Origin of the sequence: Halobacillus sp. A1, from assembly GCF_024189295.1 — a bacterium.
Taxonomy (GTDB): domain Bacteria; phylum Bacillota; class Bacilli; order Bacillales; family Halobacillaceae; genus Halobacillus_A.
In genome coordinates this window covers 17,960-39,340 of record NZ_JAIZEN010000003.1, presented here as the reverse complement: position 1 = coordinate 39,340, position 21,381 = coordinate 17,960, and the positions used below count along the sequence as shown (strand labels likewise).

Annotated in this window: 16 protein-coding genes; 7 read left to right on the top strand and 9 right to left on the bottom strand. The window is 40.9% G+C overall.

The genetic code is table 11. The features are described from left to right. Positions 1–83: 83 nt before the first annotated feature. Positions 84–677 carry a GNAT family N-acetyltransferase gene (locus LF817_RS04560; RefSeq protein WP_253934595.1) on the top strand — a complete coding sequence of 198 codons (594 nt, stop codon included), beginning with the start codon at positions 84–86 and terminating at the stop codon, positions 675–677. 32 nt (positions 678–709) lie between these two features. On the opposite strand, the gene LF817_RS04555 is transcribed toward LF817_RS04560, so the two are convergent. Then, a complete protein-coding gene (locus LF817_RS04555; RefSeq protein WP_253934594.1) occupies positions 710–1,636 on the bottom strand; it encodes a manganese-dependent inorganic pyrophosphatase in 927 nt (308 codons plus the stop codon). Between the two features lie 170 nt (positions 1,637–1,806). Between LF817_RS04555 and LF817_RS04550 the strand changes: the two genes are divergently transcribed. Both LF817_RS04550 and LF817_RS04545 read left to right on the top strand, forming a co-directional pair. Further along, positions 1,807–2,940, top strand: coding sequence for an alcohol dehydrogenase catalytic domain-containing protein (locus LF817_RS04550; protein WP_253934593.1), 1,134 nt, complete (start codon positions 1,807–1,809; stop codon positions 2,938–2,940). 155 nt (positions 2,941–3,095) lie between these two features. Then, complete coding sequence (locus LF817_RS04545) at positions 3,096–3,950, top strand: DUF1206 domain-containing protein (RefSeq protein WP_253934592.1); 855 nt, start codon at positions 3,096–3,098, stop codon at positions 3,948–3,950. 137 nt (positions 3,951–4,087) lie between these two features. Here the strand turns inward: LF817_RS04545 and rsgA are convergent, their stop codons facing one another. From rsgA to LF817_RS04530, 3 genes are all read right to left on the bottom strand, one after another. Beyond that, the gene (gene rsgA, locus LF817_RS04540; RefSeq protein WP_253934591.1) at positions 4,088–5,101 is read right to left on the bottom strand and encodes a ribosome small subunit-dependent GTPase A; all 1,014 of its coding nucleotides are present in this window, start codon (positions 5,099–5,101) and stop codon (positions 4,088–4,090) included. A gap of 1,238 nt (positions 5,102–6,339) precedes the next feature. Then, a complete protein-coding gene (locus tag LF817_RS04535; protein ID WP_253934590.1) occupies positions 6,340–8,319 on the bottom strand; it encodes a penicillin-binding transpeptidase domain-containing protein in 1,980 nt (659 codons plus the stop codon). Between the two features lie 108 nt (positions 8,320–8,427). Further along, positions 8,428–8,781 (bottom strand): hypothetical protein, encoded by a 354-nt coding sequence (locus tag LF817_RS04530; RefSeq protein ID WP_253934589.1) that lies wholly within the window; start codon positions 8,779–8,781, stop codon positions 8,428–8,430. A 397-nt stretch (positions 8,782–9,178) separates the two neighbouring features. On the opposite strand from LF817_RS04530, the gene nfsA reads away from it, so the two are divergent. After that, entirely contained in the window at positions 9,179–9,916 is a 738-nt protein-coding gene (nfsA, locus tag LF817_RS04525) for an oxygen-insensitive NADPH nitroreductase (RefSeq protein ID WP_253934588.1), read from the top strand. A gap of 18 nt (positions 9,917–9,934) precedes the next feature. After that, positions 9,935–10,687: an NAD-dependent protein deacylase gene (locus LF817_RS04520; RefSeq protein ID WP_253934587.1), complete on the top strand. Its 753-nt coding sequence runs from the start codon at positions 9,935–9,937 to the stop codon at positions 10,685–10,687. A gap of 732 nt (positions 10,688–11,419) precedes the next feature. Here LF817_RS04520 and LF817_RS04515 read toward each other — a convergent pair. Further along, a complete protein-coding gene (locus LF817_RS04515) occupies positions 11,420–13,783 on the bottom strand; it encodes a penicillin acylase family protein (protein WP_253934586.1) in 2,364 nt (787 codons plus the stop codon). A 134-nt stretch (positions 13,784–13,917) separates the two neighbouring features. Here LF817_RS04515 and LF817_RS04510 point away from each other — a divergent pair, with 134 nt between their 5' ends. Next, on the top strand, positions 13,918–14,913 hold the full coding sequence (locus tag LF817_RS04510) for an aldo/keto reductase (RefSeq protein ID WP_253934585.1): 996 nt from the start codon (positions 13,918–13,920) through the stop codon (positions 14,911–14,913). A gap of 111 nt (positions 14,914–15,024) precedes the next feature. Then, positions 15,025–15,507 (top strand): DUF456 domain-containing protein, encoded by a 483-nt coding sequence (locus LF817_RS04505; RefSeq protein WP_253934584.1) that lies wholly within the window; start codon positions 15,025–15,027, stop codon positions 15,505–15,507. A 41-nt stretch (positions 15,508–15,548) separates the two neighbouring features. Here the strand turns inward: LF817_RS04505 and LF817_RS04500 are convergent, their stop codons facing one another. The 4 genes from LF817_RS04500 to LF817_RS04485 all read right to left on the bottom strand — a co-directional run bounded on the left by LF817_RS04500 (position 15,549) and on the right by LF817_RS04485 (position 21,309). Then, the gene (locus tag LF817_RS04500; protein WP_253934583.1) at positions 15,549–16,016 is read right to left on the bottom strand and encodes a helical membrane plugin domain-containing protein; all 468 of its coding nucleotides are present in this window, start codon (positions 16,014–16,016) and stop codon (positions 15,549–15,551) included. Continuing rightward, positions 16,009–18,960: a formate dehydrogenase subunit alpha gene (fdhF, locus tag LF817_RS04495; protein WP_253934582.1), complete on the bottom strand. Its 2,952-nt coding sequence runs from the start codon at positions 18,958–18,960 to the stop codon at positions 16,009–16,011. The genes LF817_RS04500 and fdhF overlap by 8 nt, the downstream gene beginning before the upstream one ends. Before the next feature lie 11 nt (positions 18,961–18,971). Beyond that, positions 18,972–19,778 carry a formate dehydrogenase accessory sulfurtransferase FdhD gene (gene fdhD / locus LF817_RS04490; RefSeq protein ID WP_253934581.1) on the bottom strand — a complete coding sequence of 269 codons (807 nt, stop codon included), beginning with the start codon at positions 19,776–19,778 and terminating at the stop codon, positions 18,972–18,974. 403 nt (positions 19,779–20,181) lie between these two features. Beyond that, complete coding sequence (locus tag LF817_RS04485) at positions 20,182–21,309, bottom strand: MFS transporter (protein WP_253934806.1); 1,128 nt, start codon at positions 21,307–21,309, stop codon at positions 20,182–20,184. Positions 21,310–21,381: the final 72 nt, after the last annotated feature.

The following is a 21,381-nucleotide window of genomic DNA, read 5'->3' as shown; positions in this document are numbered from 1 at the left end:
CCTGCTCATTGATTCTAAAACATACTTTTCATGAATCGTGTGATACGATGACTATTAAAGCTTCTCTTTTAGGAGGGAAAATCATGGTTGCGACTGAAACTAGATTGTTGAATAACAAACTACAATTAAGAAGTATCACTGAAGCGGATACCAAAACATTATGGCAGCTGATTTACAGCAGCCCAAATCCTGAATGGAAAGAATGGGATGCACCGTACTATCCTTTAGAACCCCACACTTTAGAAAGTTATCGCAGTCACGAGAACGCTCGCAAGGAACGAATTAAAAACGGAGAACCGGATTCGAGACTTCTGATTGAAGTAGATGGTGAAATTATCGGTACAGTCACATATTACTGGGAGCATAAACCGTCTCTATGGCTGGAGGTTGGGATCGGCATATACAAGAAAGAGTATTGGAATGGAGGGTATGGCACCTCTGCTTTAACGTTGTGGATAGACCACCTGTTTCAAACCTTACCTATTGCAAGAGCAGGTCTGACGACTTGGTCAAGGAATGAAAGGATGATGCAAGTCGGTCGGAAACTGGGAATGAAATTGGAAGGAAGAATGAGAAAATGCAGAATTTATGAGGGGAAACATTACGACTCCATACGCATGGGTATTTTACGCAAAGAATGGTACGAGCATATAAAAAACGAAGGGCTTACTCCTTGAATCGGAGTAAGCCCTTCGTCATGAGCGCTTTCTTAAACAAACTGTTCGTTTAAAGGAGGGACAATTTGCTTCTTGCGGGAAACTACACCCTCAAGGACGGCCTGATTGTCTTTCAGTTCGACGCCGAAGGCTTGATTTACAGAAGAAGCCTCATCTCCTAAAGCAATGACTGTCGAATCATTCGTCAGTATGTCTGTGATTACAAATACGAACAAACCTAAAGATTTATCTGAGATCGTATTCTTAATCGCCTTTGAGATTTCACTTTTACGTTGAAGCACCTCTTCGGTATCTACTGTGTTAACTTGAGCAATCTCGACTTTAGAATTCCCCATTGAAAACTCTTTAGCATCCAGAGAAAGAAGCTCTTCTGCGCTAAGTCCGCTTATATCTGCACCAGCTTTCAATAATTCCAGTCCATATGATTCAGCGTCCACACCTGCAATAGTCTCAAGCTCTTTAGCTGCCTTCACATCTTCATCAGTGCACGTTGGGGATTTAAAAAGTAAAGAATCCGATATAATGGAAGAAAGCAATAAACCAGCTTGGCTCTTAGAGATTTCCTCTCCATTTTCTTTAAACATTTTAGTTAGTATGGTTGCCGTACAGCCAACAGGCTCAGCACGGTAATAAAGTGGACCTTTGGTTTCAAAGTTCGCTATTCTGTGATGATCGATTACTTCAGCTACTTCCACCTCATCTATATCAGCAGCACTTTGCTGGCGTTCATTGTGGTCCACTAGAATGACTTTATCCACCTCATTCGCCACAGTTTCAACTAAACGTGGAGCGTCCACTCGGAAATAATCCAATGCATATTGGGTTTCACTGCTTACTTCTCCTAAACGTACAGCTTCTGCCTCTTCCCCGATTTTGTTTTTCAGCTCAGCGTAAACAATAGCCGAACAAATGGTATCTGTATCAGGATTTTTATGACCGAACACTAATTTTTTTGTCATAAGACACTCTCCTTTTCTTTTCGTTATGTAGTTAAACTCCAGTTCCGATTATAAGGGAAATTCATTGATACGTCTATCAGTGGGCCATAATGTATGATTCACCATTATGTTTACTATTCTAGAATAATGGTTATAGTATCGTAAACTTTACTAATAAGGAAGTGGAATGAATGAGAGCAGTTACTTACCAAGGCAAAGAAAAAATGGTCGTAAAGGATGTAAAAGACCCTTCCATAGAATTAAGCGATGATATGATTGTTCGAATAACTGCAAGCGGTATTTGCGGCTCTGACCTCCACTTATATAAAGGTGGGATTGAACCGGAGCAAGATTATGTCATCGGGCACGAACCTATGGGTATTGTAGAAGAAGTTGGACCAGACGTAAAAAATCTTAAAAAAGGTGATCGAGTGATCATCCCATTCAATATTGGTTGTGGAGAATGCTTTTTCTGCAGTAACCAAATGGAAAGCCAATGTGACAATTCCAACCCCCACAGTGATGCAGGCGGACTATTTGGTTTTACAGAACCATTCGGGAACTATCCTGGGGGACAAGCAGAGTTTCTGCGTGTGCCGTATGCTGACTTCACCTCTTTTAAAGTTCCCGAATCAAGCAGCCTTGATGACGAAAGTGTTCTGTTTTTATCTGACGTCATTCCAACGGCATACTGGAGTGTGGAAAACAGCGGTGTTAAGAATGGAGATACAGTAATTGTCTTAGGGAGCGGTCCTATAGGATTGATGACTCAGAAGTTCGCCTGGCTTAAAGGGGCTAAGCGAGTAATTGCTGTGGATCAAGTGGATCATCGCTTGACTCACGCGAAGAAAACGAACAATGTGGAAACCTATAATTTTAAAGATACAACAGAAATCGGGGCGCTGCTTTACAATGAGACCAATGGCGGTGCCGACGTGATCATTGATTGTGTAGGCATGGACGGCACCGTCTCACCTGGTGAGGAATTCGGTTCTGACCACGATAATCAATTTGGAACAATCAGTCCGATTATTACAGCCTCACAATCAATTAGAAAATTTGGAACTTTACAATTGACTGGAGTATACGGTACAGAGGCCAACGCTTTTCCATTAGGTGACTTTTTCAGCCGCAACATTTCTTTAAAAATGGGACAGGCACCAGTTATTCATCTAATGCCGAAACTTTATGATATGGTTGAAAATAATGAATTTGATCCGACAGATATAATTACACACAGCATCAGTCTTGAAGATGCAGCCAAAGGTTATGATATTTTCGATAAAAAAGAAGATGGTAACATTAAAGTGATTTTAAAACCATAATTATAAATTTTATAAGGTTCTACAAATAACAGTGTAGTGATAGATATAATGTAAAGCGGGAACTTTGCGGTTGCCGCTTTTTTTATTGGTTTGCAGGTCTTTTTTTGGGGAATAAAATTGTAGTAATTAAAATTGTATTGAAGGGGAAATGACTCATGGCGACTACTTTATCTAAGGGAAAAAACAAAATGAAGGGTGTGGATACTAACGAAGATATTAAACCTTGGATAAGAAGATTTGGGCGATTTGGACATATGGCGAAAGGTACTGTATATGCTCTAGTCGGTTTATTATCCTTAATGGCTGCCGTTGGAGTCGGTGGGAAAACAACAGGTACAGGCGGGATGTTTCAGTCCCTGGCGAGCATTCCGTTTGGTGAAATATTATTATGGATCATTGGAATCGGACTGATTGGTTATATTTCCTGGCTCGTTATTAAATCGATTAAGGATACATCACGTAAAGGAAGCGATAGTAAAGGGCTATTTATCCGTTTTTGTTACTTGATCGGGGGCGTGATTTATGGTGCTTTAGCCGTAAACGCTATTCAAATAGCCATGCACGCTGGCAGTGGTGGCGGTAATTCTGAAGAATCCATTTCAGCTCAACTCCTGTCCCAACCGTTTGGGGCGTGGCTTGTAGGACTTCTCGGGGCAATTATAATCGGCTACGGCGTTAGTGAATTTTACAGCGGCATTACTAAAAGATTCATGAAAAAATTCAATATTAGTGAGATGGATGACCATGAACGGAAAATCGCCAAAAAGTCTGGGAAAATGGGACTTATTTCGAGGGGAATTGTTTTAGCAACTGTTGGTTTCTTTTTTATTCAGACAGCCATGTCCTCTAATCCAGATGAAGCAAAAGGTTTAGACGGTGCTTTAGCCGAAATATCACAACAACCTCTTGGCCAATGGATGTTAGGAATCGTTGCCGTAGGTTTAATACTTTACGGTATATATGAAGTCATAAGAGGTCGTTATGAAAAAATGAGTTTTGGAAAACAATAACACCTCATTTTAAATTAACTGAAAGACCACAGTTTTCTTCGTTTATCAAAACTATAAATAAGAGTTGTATAGAAAAAAGAGGGCTGGCCATAAAAGTCTAATCAATAGATTTTTATGGCCAGCCCTCTTTTTCAATATCAGAATTTTTTGGAATTAGGACTATGAAGCAATCGATTTGTCCGATGAGCCCCATATTTTTCTTTAAGTTCCAATCTTTCGAGCTCGCGAGTGAGCTTGTGATAGCTTTTCAGACGAGCAATTGTCATGCTCCCATTAGATATAGCGCCCTGCACCGCACATCCTGGTTCCTCGTTATGTTCACAATCACGAAATTTACAGTTACCAGCCAGCTGATCAATATCAGAAAAACTTAAATCCAAAGATTCAGACTCTCCCCAAACTTGAATCTCCCTCATGCCGGGGGTATCCATAACGAAAGAGCCGTTAGGAAGAAGGAACATTTCTCGATGAGTTGTCGTGTGACGTCCTTTCCCATCCTGTTCTCTAACTTGATTCGTTAATAAAACGTCTTGACCTAATAACTGGTTGATGAGAGTCGATTTACCCACTCCGGACGATCCAATCAACGCATAAGTTTCCCCTGATTTCAGCTCAGACATAAAATCTTCCATACCATTTCCGTCAAAACTGCTTATCACATAAACAGGGACTGCTGGAATATAATTTTCAATTTCCGCTCTATACTCAGCAGTATTCTCGACTAGATCACTTTTCGTACAAATGATAATTGGCTTAGCGCCACTTTCATAGGCTTGCAGTACGTACCTTTCCAGCCTTTGCAAGTTAAAGTCATTCGTTAACGCTGTCACTATAAATACACTGTCTATATTTGCTGCAATCATCTGCTTTTGATGCAGAGTACCGGGTTCTTTTCGATAAAGTACTGTCTTTCTATTCAATACTTTGTGAATAATAGCTTGGTCATTCGAATGCGGTTCATGAACGACCCAATCACCGATGATCGGCCATTCATTAGATTCGTAACGAAATTTACCTGACACCTGGGATACATAGCTTTTTTGCTCATCCCATATGACAAAACTTTCACCATTCACTCTTGCAATTCGACCAATCTTTTCCTCACTCACTCGCTGCGATTTAACATACACGGGCACTGTGGTTTTTTCCATTCTATTCCTCCTGAATTTAGGAGGACACCGATTCAGCTGATGAGTCCTCCATTATTAAAATGTTGATATAGACGGGGTAGATCAAAATAATTTCTCATAAAACATCAGCTCCTCTACATTAATTATTTTTATTATATCTTACTATCCAAGGTTTTGGTCAGTTGTTTTTGATAAGTATAAATGATTAGTCATTGATTCTTCTTTTTATCATCCTCCCAATAGACCCCCTTTTCAGAAATTAGTTACTAAAATTTCAACTTGCCCCTTTTCTGCAGGGTTGCTCCGATTTGTAAATTCATCATGACTTTTTTAAAAAACGAGATATTCTAAGCAGCAAAACAGCAAGACTTCGGTTGACTATGGCTGCGAGTGATTAACATGAATCTTTTATCAAAAGGCTATGTTAAAGGTGGTTGTTGATATTGATAAGTGAGATATTCAACAATATGGCAGGATAGCTGAAGACTTGCTTTCGAGATATTCAGGGTTCGTTGCCCTATTAAGATTCAGGCGTTGTTGGGAAGCTACTCGCTTTCCTGTGGGGGAAGTGGCGAGCTTCCTCGGGCTTTTCAGCCCTGTGGGATCTCGCCTACATCCTTCTCCCACGGGAGTCTCGCAGCTTCCCAACAACCCCATTCGATGAAGGTGAAAAACGAACCCTCACATAAAAATGAGCGTCTTCCCGATTCCAGCGAAATACGACCCTCAGTATTTAACCTCAATGTTCACATTTTCATGCAAAGCCTGCGCCGTAAACATCTGGAGCATTCGTGGTAATTAATTGCTACGTTTAGTTTTATTAATTAAGGAGAGAAGCTGCTTCTATTTGGGTATGACACACTACATGGGTGGAGGGGGTTTATGTCTACCGCTAGCCATGTTCTGAGTGAAAAACTTCATAAGGGTTCTAAGGTACTGAAGTTCTGTCATAAGAGTTTCCGTTCTACTAACGACTGGCAAAGAGCTCCGGGAAATTGCGAGACTCCTGTGGGAAGAGAGTGCCTGGTGAGACCCCGGAGAGCGAAGCTCGAGGAGGCTCACTGCGCTCCCACGGAAAGGGAGTGATTTCCCGGAGCTCTTCCCGCTGGTAAACATAACGGAAACAGTGCAAACATCTCGAACCTGAGTCTTCCAATAAAGGGAGCATATATGAATACCAACATTGAACTTTAACAAAGCCTATCAAAAAAGCCCTAAGCCAAATTTAATCAAAGTGGCTTAGGGCTTATTGTTGTTGTTTAGTTCATTTCTTCAAAAACTTGTTTAACTTTGGAAACAGCTTCCGAACTTCCATTCTCGACATTCTCGATCATCATGGATACTAATAAATCTTCCTGATCTGTATCCCATGCGATAAACCATCCGTTTTCCTGGCCATCTTCATCGTCGATTGACTCTTTTAATTCTGCAGTCCCGGTTTTGCCAGCCAGACTTACGTTTTCTAGCTGAGGCTCATAAGCGGAACCTTCTGGATCACTGACTACGGCCTTAAGATCTTCACGGATGCGAGCTGCAGTCTCCTCACTAACTACATCTTCTCTCCAGACTTGTTCGGTATCATCACTCTGAATAAGAGCAGGTTCTAGTAAATCTCCATTTGTAATGAACGGAGTGTAGGACAAAGCAAGGTGAAGTGTACTCATTTGCACTTGTCCTTGCCCATACCCTGTATCGGCTAATAAAACATCCTCCGTGATTTCTTCTTCATTAGCAATTTGAGAATCCTCGATTGGGAAAGAGAAAGGGACTTCTTCTGAGAAACCAAAATCGTTCGATTTATCCATAAATGAATCCGCACCGATTTCTAATATGGAGCGAGCGAAATAAATATTATCGGAGCGCACTAGAGCATCCCTTAGATCTACCTTGTCGTCTACATTTGCTCCATCAATTCTACTGACAGAGTACCCACCCCAGCCGTCTTCTGTATATGTTTTATCCGGGATCGACATTTCCTCATCAGGATCGATGTTGCCAGTTTCAAGTCCGATGGCTGCAGTAATGGGCTTGAATGTTGAACCTGGAGAATACGTCTTATTGAACCTGTTAACTGTAGTCTCCACGCTGCTCCTACCTAAAATTATGTCATTAGGATCATAGCTGGGCGAACTGACCAAGGCTTTCACTTCGCCTGTAGTTGGGTCAATAGCTGAAGAAGCTCCCGGTTTTTCTTCCATGCTCTCATATACAGCCTGCTGTAATTCTTTATCGATGGTAAGATTGAAGTCTTCACCATCAACCGCTTCATTCTCAGCTAATACTTCTTTTTCTTCATCATTTTCATCAAGGATGGAAACCTTTCCTCCAGCCTGTCCTCGTAAATCATCTTCTAGTACATATTCAAGACCTGCCTGGCCGATTTGGTCTCCAGCAGAATAACCTTGATCACCAACCTCTTCAAGCTGTTCTGCAGTTACATCGGATATGTATCCAATTAAATGCGCTGCAGATTCTCCTTCAGGATAGACGCGGGCACTTTTTTCCTGAAGCTGTATACCTTCTATGCCGGTTATATTCTCAATTCTTTCCTCATCGGCGGCAGCAATCGATCCAACGGGTACGAAAGATGAAGCCTGAACCCAGGATTGATTAAGCTGTCCATCAATATCCTCTACAGATATATCTAAAATATCAGCTGCTTCTTCCTTCGCTTCTTCTTCGTTTTCACCTAACTCACCAGGGACAAATCCGACTTGCTGTACCTCTCCATTTTCAGCCAAAGGATCACCTTCAACATCAAAGATTTCCCCCCTCTCAGGTGAAGTAGATTGTGCACTGACCGTATCTTCTTCCTCCATTCCAGGGAAAATCATAGAAGAATCCCAATTCACACGCCATTTACCCTCTTCTTCATTTTCTTCAAACGTTAGCTGCACCTCATTAGCAAAGTTAAGTGCACCCGCTAGTGTTTCCATTTCTGCTTCATAACTGAAGGACGGTTGATCTTCTTCAGCAAAATCTTCATCTTCTGCGGGTTCATCATATGTAATCAGAAGGTTATTCATATTTATTCCATCATAAATAGTAGAGTATCTTTCAACAAATTCTTGCTCATTAATTCTATCTTTCGATTGCTCACTAAGTAACTCGTACATTTCCTCAAAATTCTCATCTTGCCAGGCTTGCATATAAGCTTCTAACGTGCCTGAGGGTTCAGGTTGTTCAGAACAGCCTAATAGAGCAAGCACCAGCAACAGTAATGCTGTAATCTGTTTCATTTTTGCCTCCTTGTGCTTCATTATCCCTAAATTTTTGAAGCATTATAAGACAATTATATCAAATCAGATTATAAGATTATAATCTAAAGTGTTATAGATTTTTACCATTTAGCCTCTATCATTGTTGATTTCCTTTTCTAAAAATACACATAGATCCCCTACGGTAGCAAAATTTTCAAAATTATTATCAAATAAACTCGTTTGAACAGCGTCTAAATTGATTCCCCAGTACTTTATCAGTTCATGAAACGTTTTATTAAAAATTTCTTCTTCCTCGTTAAAAATTACTTTTAGAGAAGTATCTGTCGTGATGTGGCCCCCAGGGTGCCCAGATTGGAAAACTCCATGTTTCTTCACATATTTAATTGTTGTCAAATAAATCTCGTATATTAGATTTTCATGAGTAGCCTTTTTCATCTCTTTTTTGGATTTATAGCAATCGAAGTCAAATACTTCTGCCATAAGAACCCCTCCCCGTGCTTAAGCAAGTAAATATATAATATTAATTCTACTTTATTCAACAGAACCCTCTAATTACTATAAAAATTTTATGTAAACTTTTATTTTTACACTCATACCTCTTTCAAATATGACTTTGTTGATGTTTCTATACACTACAGTGCAGTATGATACAAATATCTGTAAGTCTCGAACGAGATTTCTTTAAATAATTTATGTTATCTTAAATAAAAAGTTATGATAAACGTAGTTGTAGACTTTTCATAATTCAAGCGTACACTGGGGAATACTTGGCTTCTCACTGCACCCATTCATCCTTAATGGCAGCTTAGAAATATTTCTGATTAGGAAATGTTAGTTAACAAGATTAAAAAACATATAAATAATGGAGGCTTAAATTATGAATTCTACGATCCATACTCTTCTAAATCATAGAAGCATTCGCAAATTCAAAGATCTACCACTTACCGATGAACAGATTGATACCATTATAGGAGCAGCTCAGCAAGCTTCGACCTCAAGTTATATGATGGCGTATTCGATTATCGGCGTTACGGATTCTGAACTTAAATCAGCTCTAGCTGATATTAGCGGTCAGTCCTATGTTAAACAAAATGGGCATCTGCTTGTGTTTTGCGCCGATCTTCACCGTCAAACTCACTTAGCGTCGAATGATGAATACAGTGAAATGATCGAAAATTTAGAGAACAGCGAGCATTTTCTCGTCTCCGCAATCGATGCGGCTCTGGCAGCTCAGAACGCGGCGATAGCAGCAGAATCACTTGGCTTGGGAATCTGTTATCTTGGCAGCTTAAGGAATAATATAAGTAAAGTTGACCAGCTGCTTGACCTCCCTAAACATGTCATTCCTTTATTTGGTATGGCCATTGGCCATCCGGACCACCAGCCTGATATCAAACCGAGGCTCCCCAAGAAAGCCGTATATTTTGAAAACCAGTATATAGAACACGATGACAGTTTACGAGCATTCGATAAAGAAATCGCAGAATACTACGAATCCCGCAGTTCTAACAGCCGCACAGATACGTGGACGGAACAGATGAAAAGGCGGTTCATGAAGACAATGCGCATGGATGTGACCGATCTTGTCCAGAAAAAAGGTTTCAATAAACGGTAGAAAGAAAGGATGGAAAACATGTCTGAGAAACTAGCTGCTGCCGCCCGTCAAATGGACGCGGCAGCTTCCATCGTTATTTTAACGGGAGCAGGTGTGTCTACAGCAAGTGGTATTCCTGACTTCCGGTCCTCTAAAGGGATCTGGACTTATGATCGAAGAAGAGAAGATTACATGTCCAGTGAATATTTTGCTTATGATCCAATCGATTTTTGGAAGAAGTACAAAGAGATTTTCCGCATCAAGTTATTACAGGAGTATCGTCCCAACCCAGTACACCACTTCATTAAAAACTTAGAAAGTGAATATCGAGAGGTTACAATCATCACTCAAAATGTTGATGGGCTGCATGCGGCCGCGGACAGCCGGCGAGTTGTCGAGTACCACGGTTCATTGGATAAAGCATCCTGCCCATCATGTGGAAAAGCTTTTACCATCGATTATGTCCTAGCTCATGAAACACCTGAATGTGATGCTTGTCATACTCCCATCAAACCAAATGTTGTTTTGTTCGGAGATTTGATTACCGCTCACGATGAAGCCGAAGCCATCATCGATCAAGCTGATTTGCTGATGGTTTTAGGTACGTCCCTTCAAGTTACACCGTTCAGTCTCTTACCAGAATATGCAGTAAGCAGGGGGATCCCTTCGCTTTTAATAAATAAAGAACCAACTATAAAAGATCACTTGTTCAATCAAGTCATTACTGAAGATTTGAAAACGGCCATACCCCAACTAGAAAAATATCTTAAGAACGTGTCCTCATCGAAATAAGAGAGGTCACGTATCTTTTTGGCTTTGTTATAGTTCTATGTTGATATTCATTTAAGCTCCCTCGTAGTGGAAGACTCAGTTTCGAGATGTTTGGGCGGTTTCCGTTATGCTTAACAGAGGTAAGAGCTCCTGGAAATCACTCCCTTTCCGTGGGAGCGCAGTGAGCCTCCTCAAGCTTCGCTCTCCGGGGTCTCACCAAGCACTCTCTTCCCACAGGAGTCCTAAGAACCCTGAATGAATTAATTATGAAGTATTTTTATAAGAACATGTCTAGTGTCTAGTGGTAGGGACCTCCACCATATAGTGTGTCATACCCAAATAGATGCAGCTTCTCTCATTAATTAATGAACCTAAACGTCGGAAGGTTACCACGAATGCTCCAGTTGTTTACGGCACTGTCTTTGCATGAAAATAGGAACATTGAGCAAATACTGAGGGTCGTAACCGAGGTCTCTTGTTCAAAAAAACTTGAGGTAGAACTCATTATGTTCATCTCGCAGGATGCGTAAAGAAACGCTTCATTATGTGAGGGTTCGTTTCTCACCTTCGCCGAATGGGGTTGTTGGGAAGCTCGCGACTTCCCCCACAGGAAAGCGAGTAGCTCCCTAACAACTTACCCACATTACGGCAACGAACCCGAATTATCTAGAATTCAAGTCTTAAGCTATCTTGCCATATTGTTAATTAACTCACTTATCAATATCAACAACCCTCTTTAACATAGTCATCTTTTTAAGGGTGCAAAGTAAGTTCGCTTCCATCAGATTCGTTAAGAAATGTAGTGTGATACTTTCCTGAAACCCAATCATCCAGCTGATCGTGGTACCACTCACTACGAAAATGGCCTGCCTGCCCCGGCCCTACTACGTGCTCAGCCCTGCTTAAGTCAGAAAGGTCCGTTACAAACCTCCATGAGGCTCCATGATCGACGATTCCACTATTATCAAAACCTGCCGCTCTAACGGTTACCCTGCTCCCACTAACAGGCACAGGAGCACCGGGATTATAAAACCTTTCCAAATACCCAATGCTCGAAAGCGGGTGAGTGAATTCTACAGCATGCCATTTCCCCCACTCCCAGTCAGCAGGTTCCTGCCCCTGTTCTTCCTTCAATTCAATGAAGGTTTCATCGAAAGCCAACTGGACGACGTTCTCTATACCACCAGCCTCTTCCAACCAAATAGATTCTTCTCCTTTCATACTCGTACGTAGTATTTCATCCGTGGTCTGCCCTGCCCCTTTAAAAAACTCCAGCATATCTTTTGGTATCTTCTCTGAAAATATTCGATCTTGTATCGCCAGCATCCACCTGTGAAAAATGAGAGGCTGCGGCAAGGTATCCTCATCTTTATAGTTCCAGTCGTTCATTAATTGAATTGTCTCCTCGTTCGCACCTTCGAGCTGGTCCAGAAGATAAATTAAGAATTCTTCAGCCTGCAGGTTCAATACATCTAACTGCATGTCTTTCATATCTTTTAAGGTGTGGTTATCTTTGGCATTAATCATGTCGGTAATACGTTGATAACGGTAAGGTTGTGCCCAATTATGACTTATATGATAAGGGTATTCTACTGTAGTTATTTTATTATTAGCTGTTGCGATAAAACCGTCTTCGGGATTGAAGGCACCTGGTAGTTCGTCAAACGGAATAAAACCGTTCCATTCATCCTCAGAGGACCATCCTCTTAATGGAAGAAGAGCATCATCAGGGTTCTCATATATCGGAATTCTTCCATTTGCTTTGTAGGCTATGTTCCCTTCTTTATCTGCATATACAAAATTCTGAGCGGGTGCCAGGAACTTCTCTAGACCATTTTCGAATTCTTCCCAATTTCTTGCTTTATTGATTTCCAGAATAGCTTCAAGTTCCGTAGTAGGATCAAGAGCCGTCCACCTTAATGACAAGACTGATGATTCACCCGTGTTTTCTGCAAATTCACTGATGACAGGTCCATGTCTCGTTTCTGTAACAGAATAGTCTATCGTATCCTCACCTTTCACTCGTATCGGCTCGTTAATAACCTCCGCTTCTTCCCACTTGTCTTCATAGAGAAATTCATTCTCATTTTCAGCGTTTCTTTTTTCCATATACAGCTGCTGCACGTCCGGCCCTACATTTGTTACTCCCCATGCCACATCTTCGTTATGACCTAAAATAATTCCCGGAACACCGGCGAAAATAACACCGGAAACTTTGTAATCAGGAGAATTTAAAGTCATTTGATACCATATGGACGGAGTGGCTAAACCAAGGTGAGGATCATCCGCCAGCAAAGGGGAACCTGATGAAGTGAGGCTCCCCTCAATTACCCAATTATTACTTCCATTGAATTCTTGTGGCAGGACGGCACCTTTAAAACTGGATGCTATATCTATTGTTTCTTCATCCAGAATCGTCGGAGCATTTTCGGGATAGGCTGGCATAAGCTCTTCTGCTTCTTCGGGAGAAAACTCTTGCATCGCATAATAGTTAAAAGCCTGTCTCTCCCAATGCCCTCCTAAATCAAAGGCCATATATTTCCCGATGGTCAATGAATCGACAGGTTCCCAGGGCTCTGGTTCAATTCCCATTAAAATGAATTCTGCAGGTAATTTGTTTTGATCTATAGCCTGCGCGATGTACTCATTCACGCCTTCCGCAAATGCTTCCAAACTTTTCAAAGCCTCTTCGGAATATTCTTGAATAGACTTTTCCGCAGCCCTCCTTAACCCCAGCGTTCGAAAATACTTATCTTGATCGATGGCCGTACTTCCCACAACTTCACTTAGCGTACCCGATGCCTGCCTTCTCGCAAGCTCCATTTGGAACATACGGTCTTGTGCCTGTACATAACCCTGCGCTCTGAATAGATCTTCATTAGACTTAGCTTTAATATTAGGGACTCCTTGCTCGTCCCGAATAATGCTGACTTCCTCACTAAGACCTTCGAACTTAATTTGGCCGGCGGTTTCGGGAAGTGAACGATTTATGTAAACGTTTACAAATATAAGCGCAGCAGCCACTAGCAACATAATTACACCCGTAATCACTAATGTGACCTTTTTCCAGCGCCTTATTTTTTTCTTCTCATGTTCAATCTCTTTTAAAGGTTCCATTTGGAACTCCCCCTTTTAAAAAAGCCTGAATTAATTATACCTCAACCACTATTAATGTGTATATATGCCAATGTAGAAGGTTAATAGAAGAACATTAAGGGTACATTCCATTATAAGATTTTGGAGGTGTACCGATGGAAAAGATAAATATTGCAAACACAGATATGACATCCAGTCGAATCGGGTTAGGAACCTGGGCTATTGGAGGCTGGATGTGGGGTGGAACAGATGAAAAAGAGTCCATAAAAACTATCCATTCAGCTTTAGATAAAGGAATCGACTTTATTGATACGGCTCCTGTTTACGGGTTTGGGCGATCAGAAGAAATAGTCGGTAAAGCCGTTAAAGAATTTGGAAACAGAGATCAATTCTCTTTGGCTACTAAAGTGGCTCTGGATTGGAAAGATGAGCAGCCATTTAGAAACGGCACTAAAGAAAGAATACATCAAGAAATTGAAAACTCATTGAAGCGTCTTCAAACTGATTATATTGATGTATACCAAGTGCACTGGCCTGACCCTTTGACGCCTATTCATGAAACGGCGGAAGCTTTACACTATTTGCATAAACAAGGTAAAATCCGGGCAATTGGTGTAAGTAATTTTTCACCTGAACAAATGGACATTTTTAGAGAAGCTGCACCTATACACACGTTGCAGCCTCCATATAACTTGTTTGAAAGAGATATTGAGGGAGACATTTTACCTTACACTCAAAAGCACGACATCACCACAATAACCTACGGCTCGCTTTGCCGCGGTTTACTTTCCGGGAAAATGTCTGCAGACCGTTCATTTGATGGAGATGATTTAAGGAATAACGACCCCAAGTTCCAACAGCCTCGTTTCAACCAGTATTTAAGTGCAGTACAAGAACTTGACGAATTAGCCAAGGAACGTTTTGACAAAGACGTCATCCACCTCGCTATTCGCTGGGTACTTCAGCAGCCAGGCTCTGGAATTGCCTTGATGGGAGGCCGCCGCCCCGATCAGCTGGACCCAGTTGATGGTGTCAACGATTTTTCAATTGATGATGAAAGCATGAAAGATATTGATGAGATCTTAAATAGAAATATCAAAGACCCAGTAGGTCCAGAATTTATGGCTCCTCCTACAAGACAAGAAGTTTAGTATTACGTTCTTTAAATCAAAAGGTAAATCGAGCTCAAAAAATTGAGCTCGATTTTTTATCGTCGATCATTTAAGATATAATCACTTGCAATCATACAGGAGGTCACTGCAGTGGATATTGTAATATGGATAATTATAGGTTTATTATTCCTGGCTAGTTTTGCCAGTTTAATTTTCCCAATCATTCCGGGACCGCTCGTCTTATGGCTCGGATTTCTTGCTTTTCATTTTTTTATAGACGGCGGAGAATTAAGTATCCTATTCTGGATAGCGATGATTCTGCTGACTGTTGTACTTATAGTATCGGATATCATCGCCAACAGTTACTTTGTAAAAAAATACGGGGGAAGTAAATGGGGAGAAAGGTCTGCCGCTATCGGGGTAATTGCGGGTTCCTTTATTGTTCCTCCTTTTGGCATCATCGTTGTTCCATTCCTACTTGTGCTCGTAGTCGAATTGGCTCAAAAAAGATCAGCAGATGAAGCGTTCAAGGCCGGCATTGGATCGTTATTCGGTTTTCTCAGTGGAAGCTTTGCTAAGGTCATCATTCAATTGATAATGATCATATGGTTTTTTGTAGAGGTATGGATTTAAAAAACAACGGCAGTGCCTGAGAATAGGCACTGCCGTTGTTTTTAATCTCTACCCATACCTTTTAAGAGTTGCATAAGCATTGTGATGCTTTTATTGATTTCAGGGTCCTTTAAAGCTTTAGCTAAATCGAAAATGGTCGTTTTTTGCTCAGGCTCAAGTTCATTCATTTCTTTTATGCCTTGGTTCACCCGTCCTGTCGTTTCTCTGATTGCTTTCATATCAAGATCACCCATTAGGAAGACAAGCTCAGGCAGATTCTCAAATAGCTGCGTATATTGGTCTTTACTGACTTCATTCACAAGATGCTCCAAAGCTTTTTTCTTTGAATGAGAAAAAGCGTTGGCCGTATCCAGGGTTCCTACTTCATCAAGCGATTTTAACAATTTAATACCTTTTAAAATTGCTTCTTTATTTTCGGAGACTGCTTCCCTGACTTCATCTAGATCTCTTTCAACCTGCTTCTCTTTAGGAACTTCCAACCTCTTAATATTAGTTATAGATTTAGCCATCTTTATTCACCTGATCTCCTGGGAATATATAATCTTCTCTTTCCCATTTCTCTTCCACCTTAACTCCAACTTGCGGAACGGGTTGGCCTCTTCTGTGATTATTCGTCGGAATTGGTGATTTCCCTTTTTTCTTAACAACTTCCATGCGAACCGCTATTTCTTTATAGGCCGGAGTGTTCGTATCCTTATCTACACGGTTATCTGTCAAGAAGTTTACGGCGGATTTCCCATTTGCACTCATAGGAATGAACAATTCATTTCCTCTAACACGGTCGGTGACAGTGACCACACCCGTAGCTTCTCCAGCTTCAGAAATCAGTTTGATTTCAGCGCCTTCATGAATTTTCCGCTCTCTTGCTAACTCTTCAGATACTTCTATAAATGGGTTAGGTGTTTTCTTAACAATACCTTCCACTTTATAGGTCATGTTTCCTTCATGGAAATGTTCAAGAAGTCGTCCATTATTTACATGAAGGTCATATTCCTCTGAAGTATCGTACTCCAGTTCAAAGTCCAGCGGGAAAAATTTAGCTTTACGGTCTTCGAAAGGAAAGCCATCTAAGAACAGTAATGGTTCATCCGTGCCGTCTGCAGCCACTGGCCACTGAAGAGAATCATACCCTTCCAAACGTTCGTAAGATACACCTGCAAATAGTGGTGCTAAGCTTGCGGCTTCGTCCATAATCTCAGAAGGATGATCATAGTTCCAGTCACCACCCAGTTCTTGAGCAATAAGCTGGAGAATTTCCCAATCGGGCTTAGAGCCAGGGAGAGGGTCCAGAACTTTATATAATCGCTGGATTCGCCGTTCTGTATTAGTAAATGTTCCTTCCTTCTCAAGACTTGGAGAAGCTGGAAGGACTACGTCTGCATATTCAGCAGTTTTAGTGAAAAATAGATCCTGAACAACGAAGAAATCCAACTTTTCAAAAGCAGCAGTAACGTAATTGATATTTGCGTCGACAATACCTGTATCTTCTCCGATGACAAACATCGAACTTAAATTGCCGTCATGTATTGCTTCTATCATCTGATGGTTATCTTTCCCTGCTTCTTTAGGTATTTCACAATTCCAGGCTTCCTCATAGCGGCTGCGAACTTCATCATCAGTGGTTTCCTCATATCCTGGGAAAAAGTTAGGAATACTGCCAAAATCGCTGCAGCCCTGAACATTATTATGGCCACGCAATGGATACGCTCCACAGCCTTCCTTCCGGTAGTTTCCTGTAAGGATCAGTAAATTAGAAATTGCAGTACTCGTATCACTGCCGCGCATATGCTGAGTGACGCCCATAGCCCAGCATACGGATACCTTACCTGAGCGGGCTATCTCTTCCGCAACATCTATAAGTTCACCCTCAGGAATTCCAGTCAAATTGGAAGCATACTCCATCGTAAATTGTTCTAAGCTCTGGCGGTACTCTTCAAACCCATTCACCCACTCGTCGATGAACGTTCTATCCTCCAAACCGTGATCTAAGATATACTTGGATACTGCGGAAATCCACACGAGGTCCGTACCTGATTTCGGTTGATAAAAACGATCAGCTCTCGTAGCCATCTCATGTTTTCTAATATCAAATACAAACAGCTTCTGCCCGAACAATTTTTGCGATCGCTTGATGCGGGAAGCCAATACTGGATGAGACTCTGCTGTGTTTGAACCTATAGTAATTACTAAGTCAGCTTTAGCTATATCTTCAATGGATCCGGAATCTCCTCCATGACCCACAGTGCGGAATAAACCTTTAGTTGCCGGGGTCTGGCAATATCGGGAGCAGTTATCGACATTATTTGTCCCGATAATTTGACGAGACAGCTTCTGCATCAAATACGACTCTTCATTGGTAGCCTTTGAAGAGGAGATGAATCCGATATCATCGGCTCCACGTTTTTCTTTAATTTCTTTGAATCTGCTGGCTACATATGAAATCGCTTCATCCCATTCAACTTCTTCAAAAGCATCTCCGCGTCTTATTAACGGTTTAGTCAGTCGCTCCTCGCTATTTACATAGTCCCACCCGAATTTTCCTTTTATACAAGTGGAAATCCCATTGGCAGGCGACTCAGCATTAGGCTCTACTTTTAAGATCTTACGGTCCTTCGTCCATACATCAAAAGAACAACCAACTCCACAGTAGGTACATACCGTTTTCGTTTTCTTAATTCGCTCTTCTCGCATAGCTGCTTCACTATCAGAAACAGCAAACAATGGACCATAGCCTGTTTCCACTTTTTTAGTCATTTCAATCATCGACTTTAAAATGCCCGGCTCCTGATCAGTAAGAAAACCAGCCTCTCTCTCCATCCCTTTTTCCATCATTGCATTACATGGACAAACTGTAGAACACTGTCCGCAGTTTACACATGATGATTGATCCATGGGAACATCGTTGTCCCATATGACCCGCGGCTGCTGCCTTTCCCAATCGATGGTCAATGTTTCGTTGACTTGAACATCCTGGCAGACTTCCACGCACCTGCCGCACAAAATGCACTGATCAGGATCATATCGGTAAAAAGGACCGGAATCATCTCTATTATATGGCTTTTCTTCAAATGGTCTCGACTGGTGTTCTAAACCGAACTCGGCCATTGTATTATGTATTTCACAATCGCCATTATTATAGTCACATACTGTGCAATACAGCTCATGGTTTTCTAATATCCGATCCAGGGATTCTTTTTGTGCTTTGTGAACATGTGGCAGCTGTGTCTGTACCTTCATACCTGCTTCGACTTTCATACCGCAGGCACGTTGAAGTTTCCCATTGATTTGGACGAGGCAAGTGTCGCATGTTTCAATTGGTCCCAACGATTCGTTATAACAAATTTGCGGCACTTGCTCTTCTGTCGTATTAATAAAATCTAACAAGTTCTGCCCTGGATCTGCTAAGTACTCTTTCCCGTTAAGCGTTATCACCGTGTGATCTCTTTCTAACAAATTAACCCCTCCTAATTTAAGTCCAGCTCTGTTGATTCTTCAATGAGTAATCGATTGGAGTGTGTATATATATTCATTCGGTTTCCCCTGGCAAAACCTATCGCCGTAATATTCAGGTCGTCAGCAAGCTCAATAGCAAGATCTGTTGGAGCTGATTTAGATAGTAGGAAACCCAATCTCATTTTTGATACTTTTATTAAAATCTCTGAAGAAATCCTCCCACTGAAGATTACCATTTTTTCTTTTCTAGATATTTTATTTTTGATCATAAAGCCATTCAATTTATCCAGCGCATTATGTCTGCCGATATCGTGAAAAATCAACTCAATACCTTCTCTTGATGCAATGGCTGCCTGATGGACTGCGCCTGTCTTTTTAAACATAGAGGCTCTCTCCTGAAACGCTTTCATCAAATTAAGACAATCTTCAGGTTTAACTTTAAAATCATCCATCACTGTTTTAGCCTGTTTTGCATCTGTTTGAAAATAAAAAGCTCTGCTCATTCCGCAGCAAGACCCGATCCACCGTTTATTGGAAGATGTGGAATTGACCTGTTTATGGGTCGTTATGTAAGCATAGCCCCGACCTTTATCGATATGCATAGATAGGATATCGTCTACGTGTCTTATTACCCCTTCCGAAGCGAGAAATCCTATGACTAATTCTTCGAGGTGATCTGGTGTGCATACCATAGTAGCGAACTCCTCATCATTCACCATAATGGTTAGAGGATACTCTTCGGCAATTTCATCGTCTGTATGTGTAATTTTTCCATCTTCGTATTTTATCATGGAAATATGACGAGTCTCTCTTTTCATTGGTCCCCACCTCAAATCGACAGTTATATACATTTAACCTTTTTTATCTTTGATTAAACGTAATTTTTATATTGCAATATTAATCAGACCTGCACTTTAATTAACTGCAGACTTAGTATCAGAGAGTTTTTCTAGTTTCTTTAAATTCGCTGTTTTAATAAATTCTCACCTTCATAAACCACTGCTGTTACTTTATTATTTTTATAGAGATGTGACTTAGTTAATTACCCACTGTATACTTTTCGCAAATAATGTTTAAAATCATTTCCTGCATTTTAAAAAATAATTCCATGTTTAGCATCACCGTTCTTATTTGCTTACTTTTTGTAATACTATACAGTTCTATTATTATCAGATTATGGTACAAGAGATTATTAACTCTTCCGTTGTTGTTTTAATTACCTTATCTGATCCTTTTGCAAAAAACGTTAGAGCCAACAAGAATGAGCATAAATAGTACGGCCAGCGCTATATTCAACGCCCCTCCATATAAGCCAAGTAATCTGGCTTCGAAACTGTCGATTAATATTCCGCCTGCAACCATAAATATACCGATTTGTATATTTGATACAGCTTCTATAACTCCAAACACTTTTCCCAAGTGACCAGGATCTGTTTTTTCCATCACTAAGCTGTCTAAGCAGGCTGCTGTCACTCCGCCAGCTGCTGATATCATGATAAAAAAGAAACACATAGAAACGATAGAGGCAGACTGACTGGCTAACATTTGCATCACCCCTTCTACAATAATGAAAAAGAGACTGGCTTTCAGGAACTTCCTATTATTAAAACGTGCTGAAATATAAAAGCTGATGACAAGACCAATACCAAGAGATCCATACAACAGGCCGATCCCTAGAGCCTCCGTTCCAAACGTGCTGCCGCCGTAATAAGTAATTAAAACGTTAAATATCCCATCCGTAATCGGCACCAAGAATTGGACGAAAAGGACAAACCAAATAACCGGTTTCAAGTTACGGTACCAATCTGATTCTCCCTTAGTCTTTTCCATTTGTTTTTTATTTGATTTCAATTCAGGTAATTTCTTAATCCATAAAGCAGCAACCAGAAATGTTAGAGAGTTAATGATAAAAGACACTTTTGGACTGAGAAAAAATGCTACAATACCACCTGTCACTGACCCTAATATGAGTACGACTCCTATCATGACTTGTTCCAATGCGTTCACTTTAAGAAGCGATTCCTTTTCAACTAATGAACTAATCGTGGATTTTCTAATGGGCTGATAAAAGGCCTCTCCACAAGCAAGCACGATTACTGCAGTGTACACAACCCATAAGTCTTCCTGAGTTTCCACGAACAAAAATAACAGAGCGAAAGGAAAACGGATACTATCCGTTAGTATCATGAGTGTTCGTCGGTCATATCGATCTGCTAACCTGCCGCCTAATGGAGATAAAATGATATACGGTATGATGCGTGCTCCCATCACGAGACCTACCATCAACCCTGATCCCGTCAAATTCAAGACTAGTGCTAACACGGCCACTTGACTGAAGCGATCCCCAATCCCATTAACAACCCCAGCTTGAAATAAATACTTATATTGATGACTTTTTGTAAATGAAACATAATAACCCCA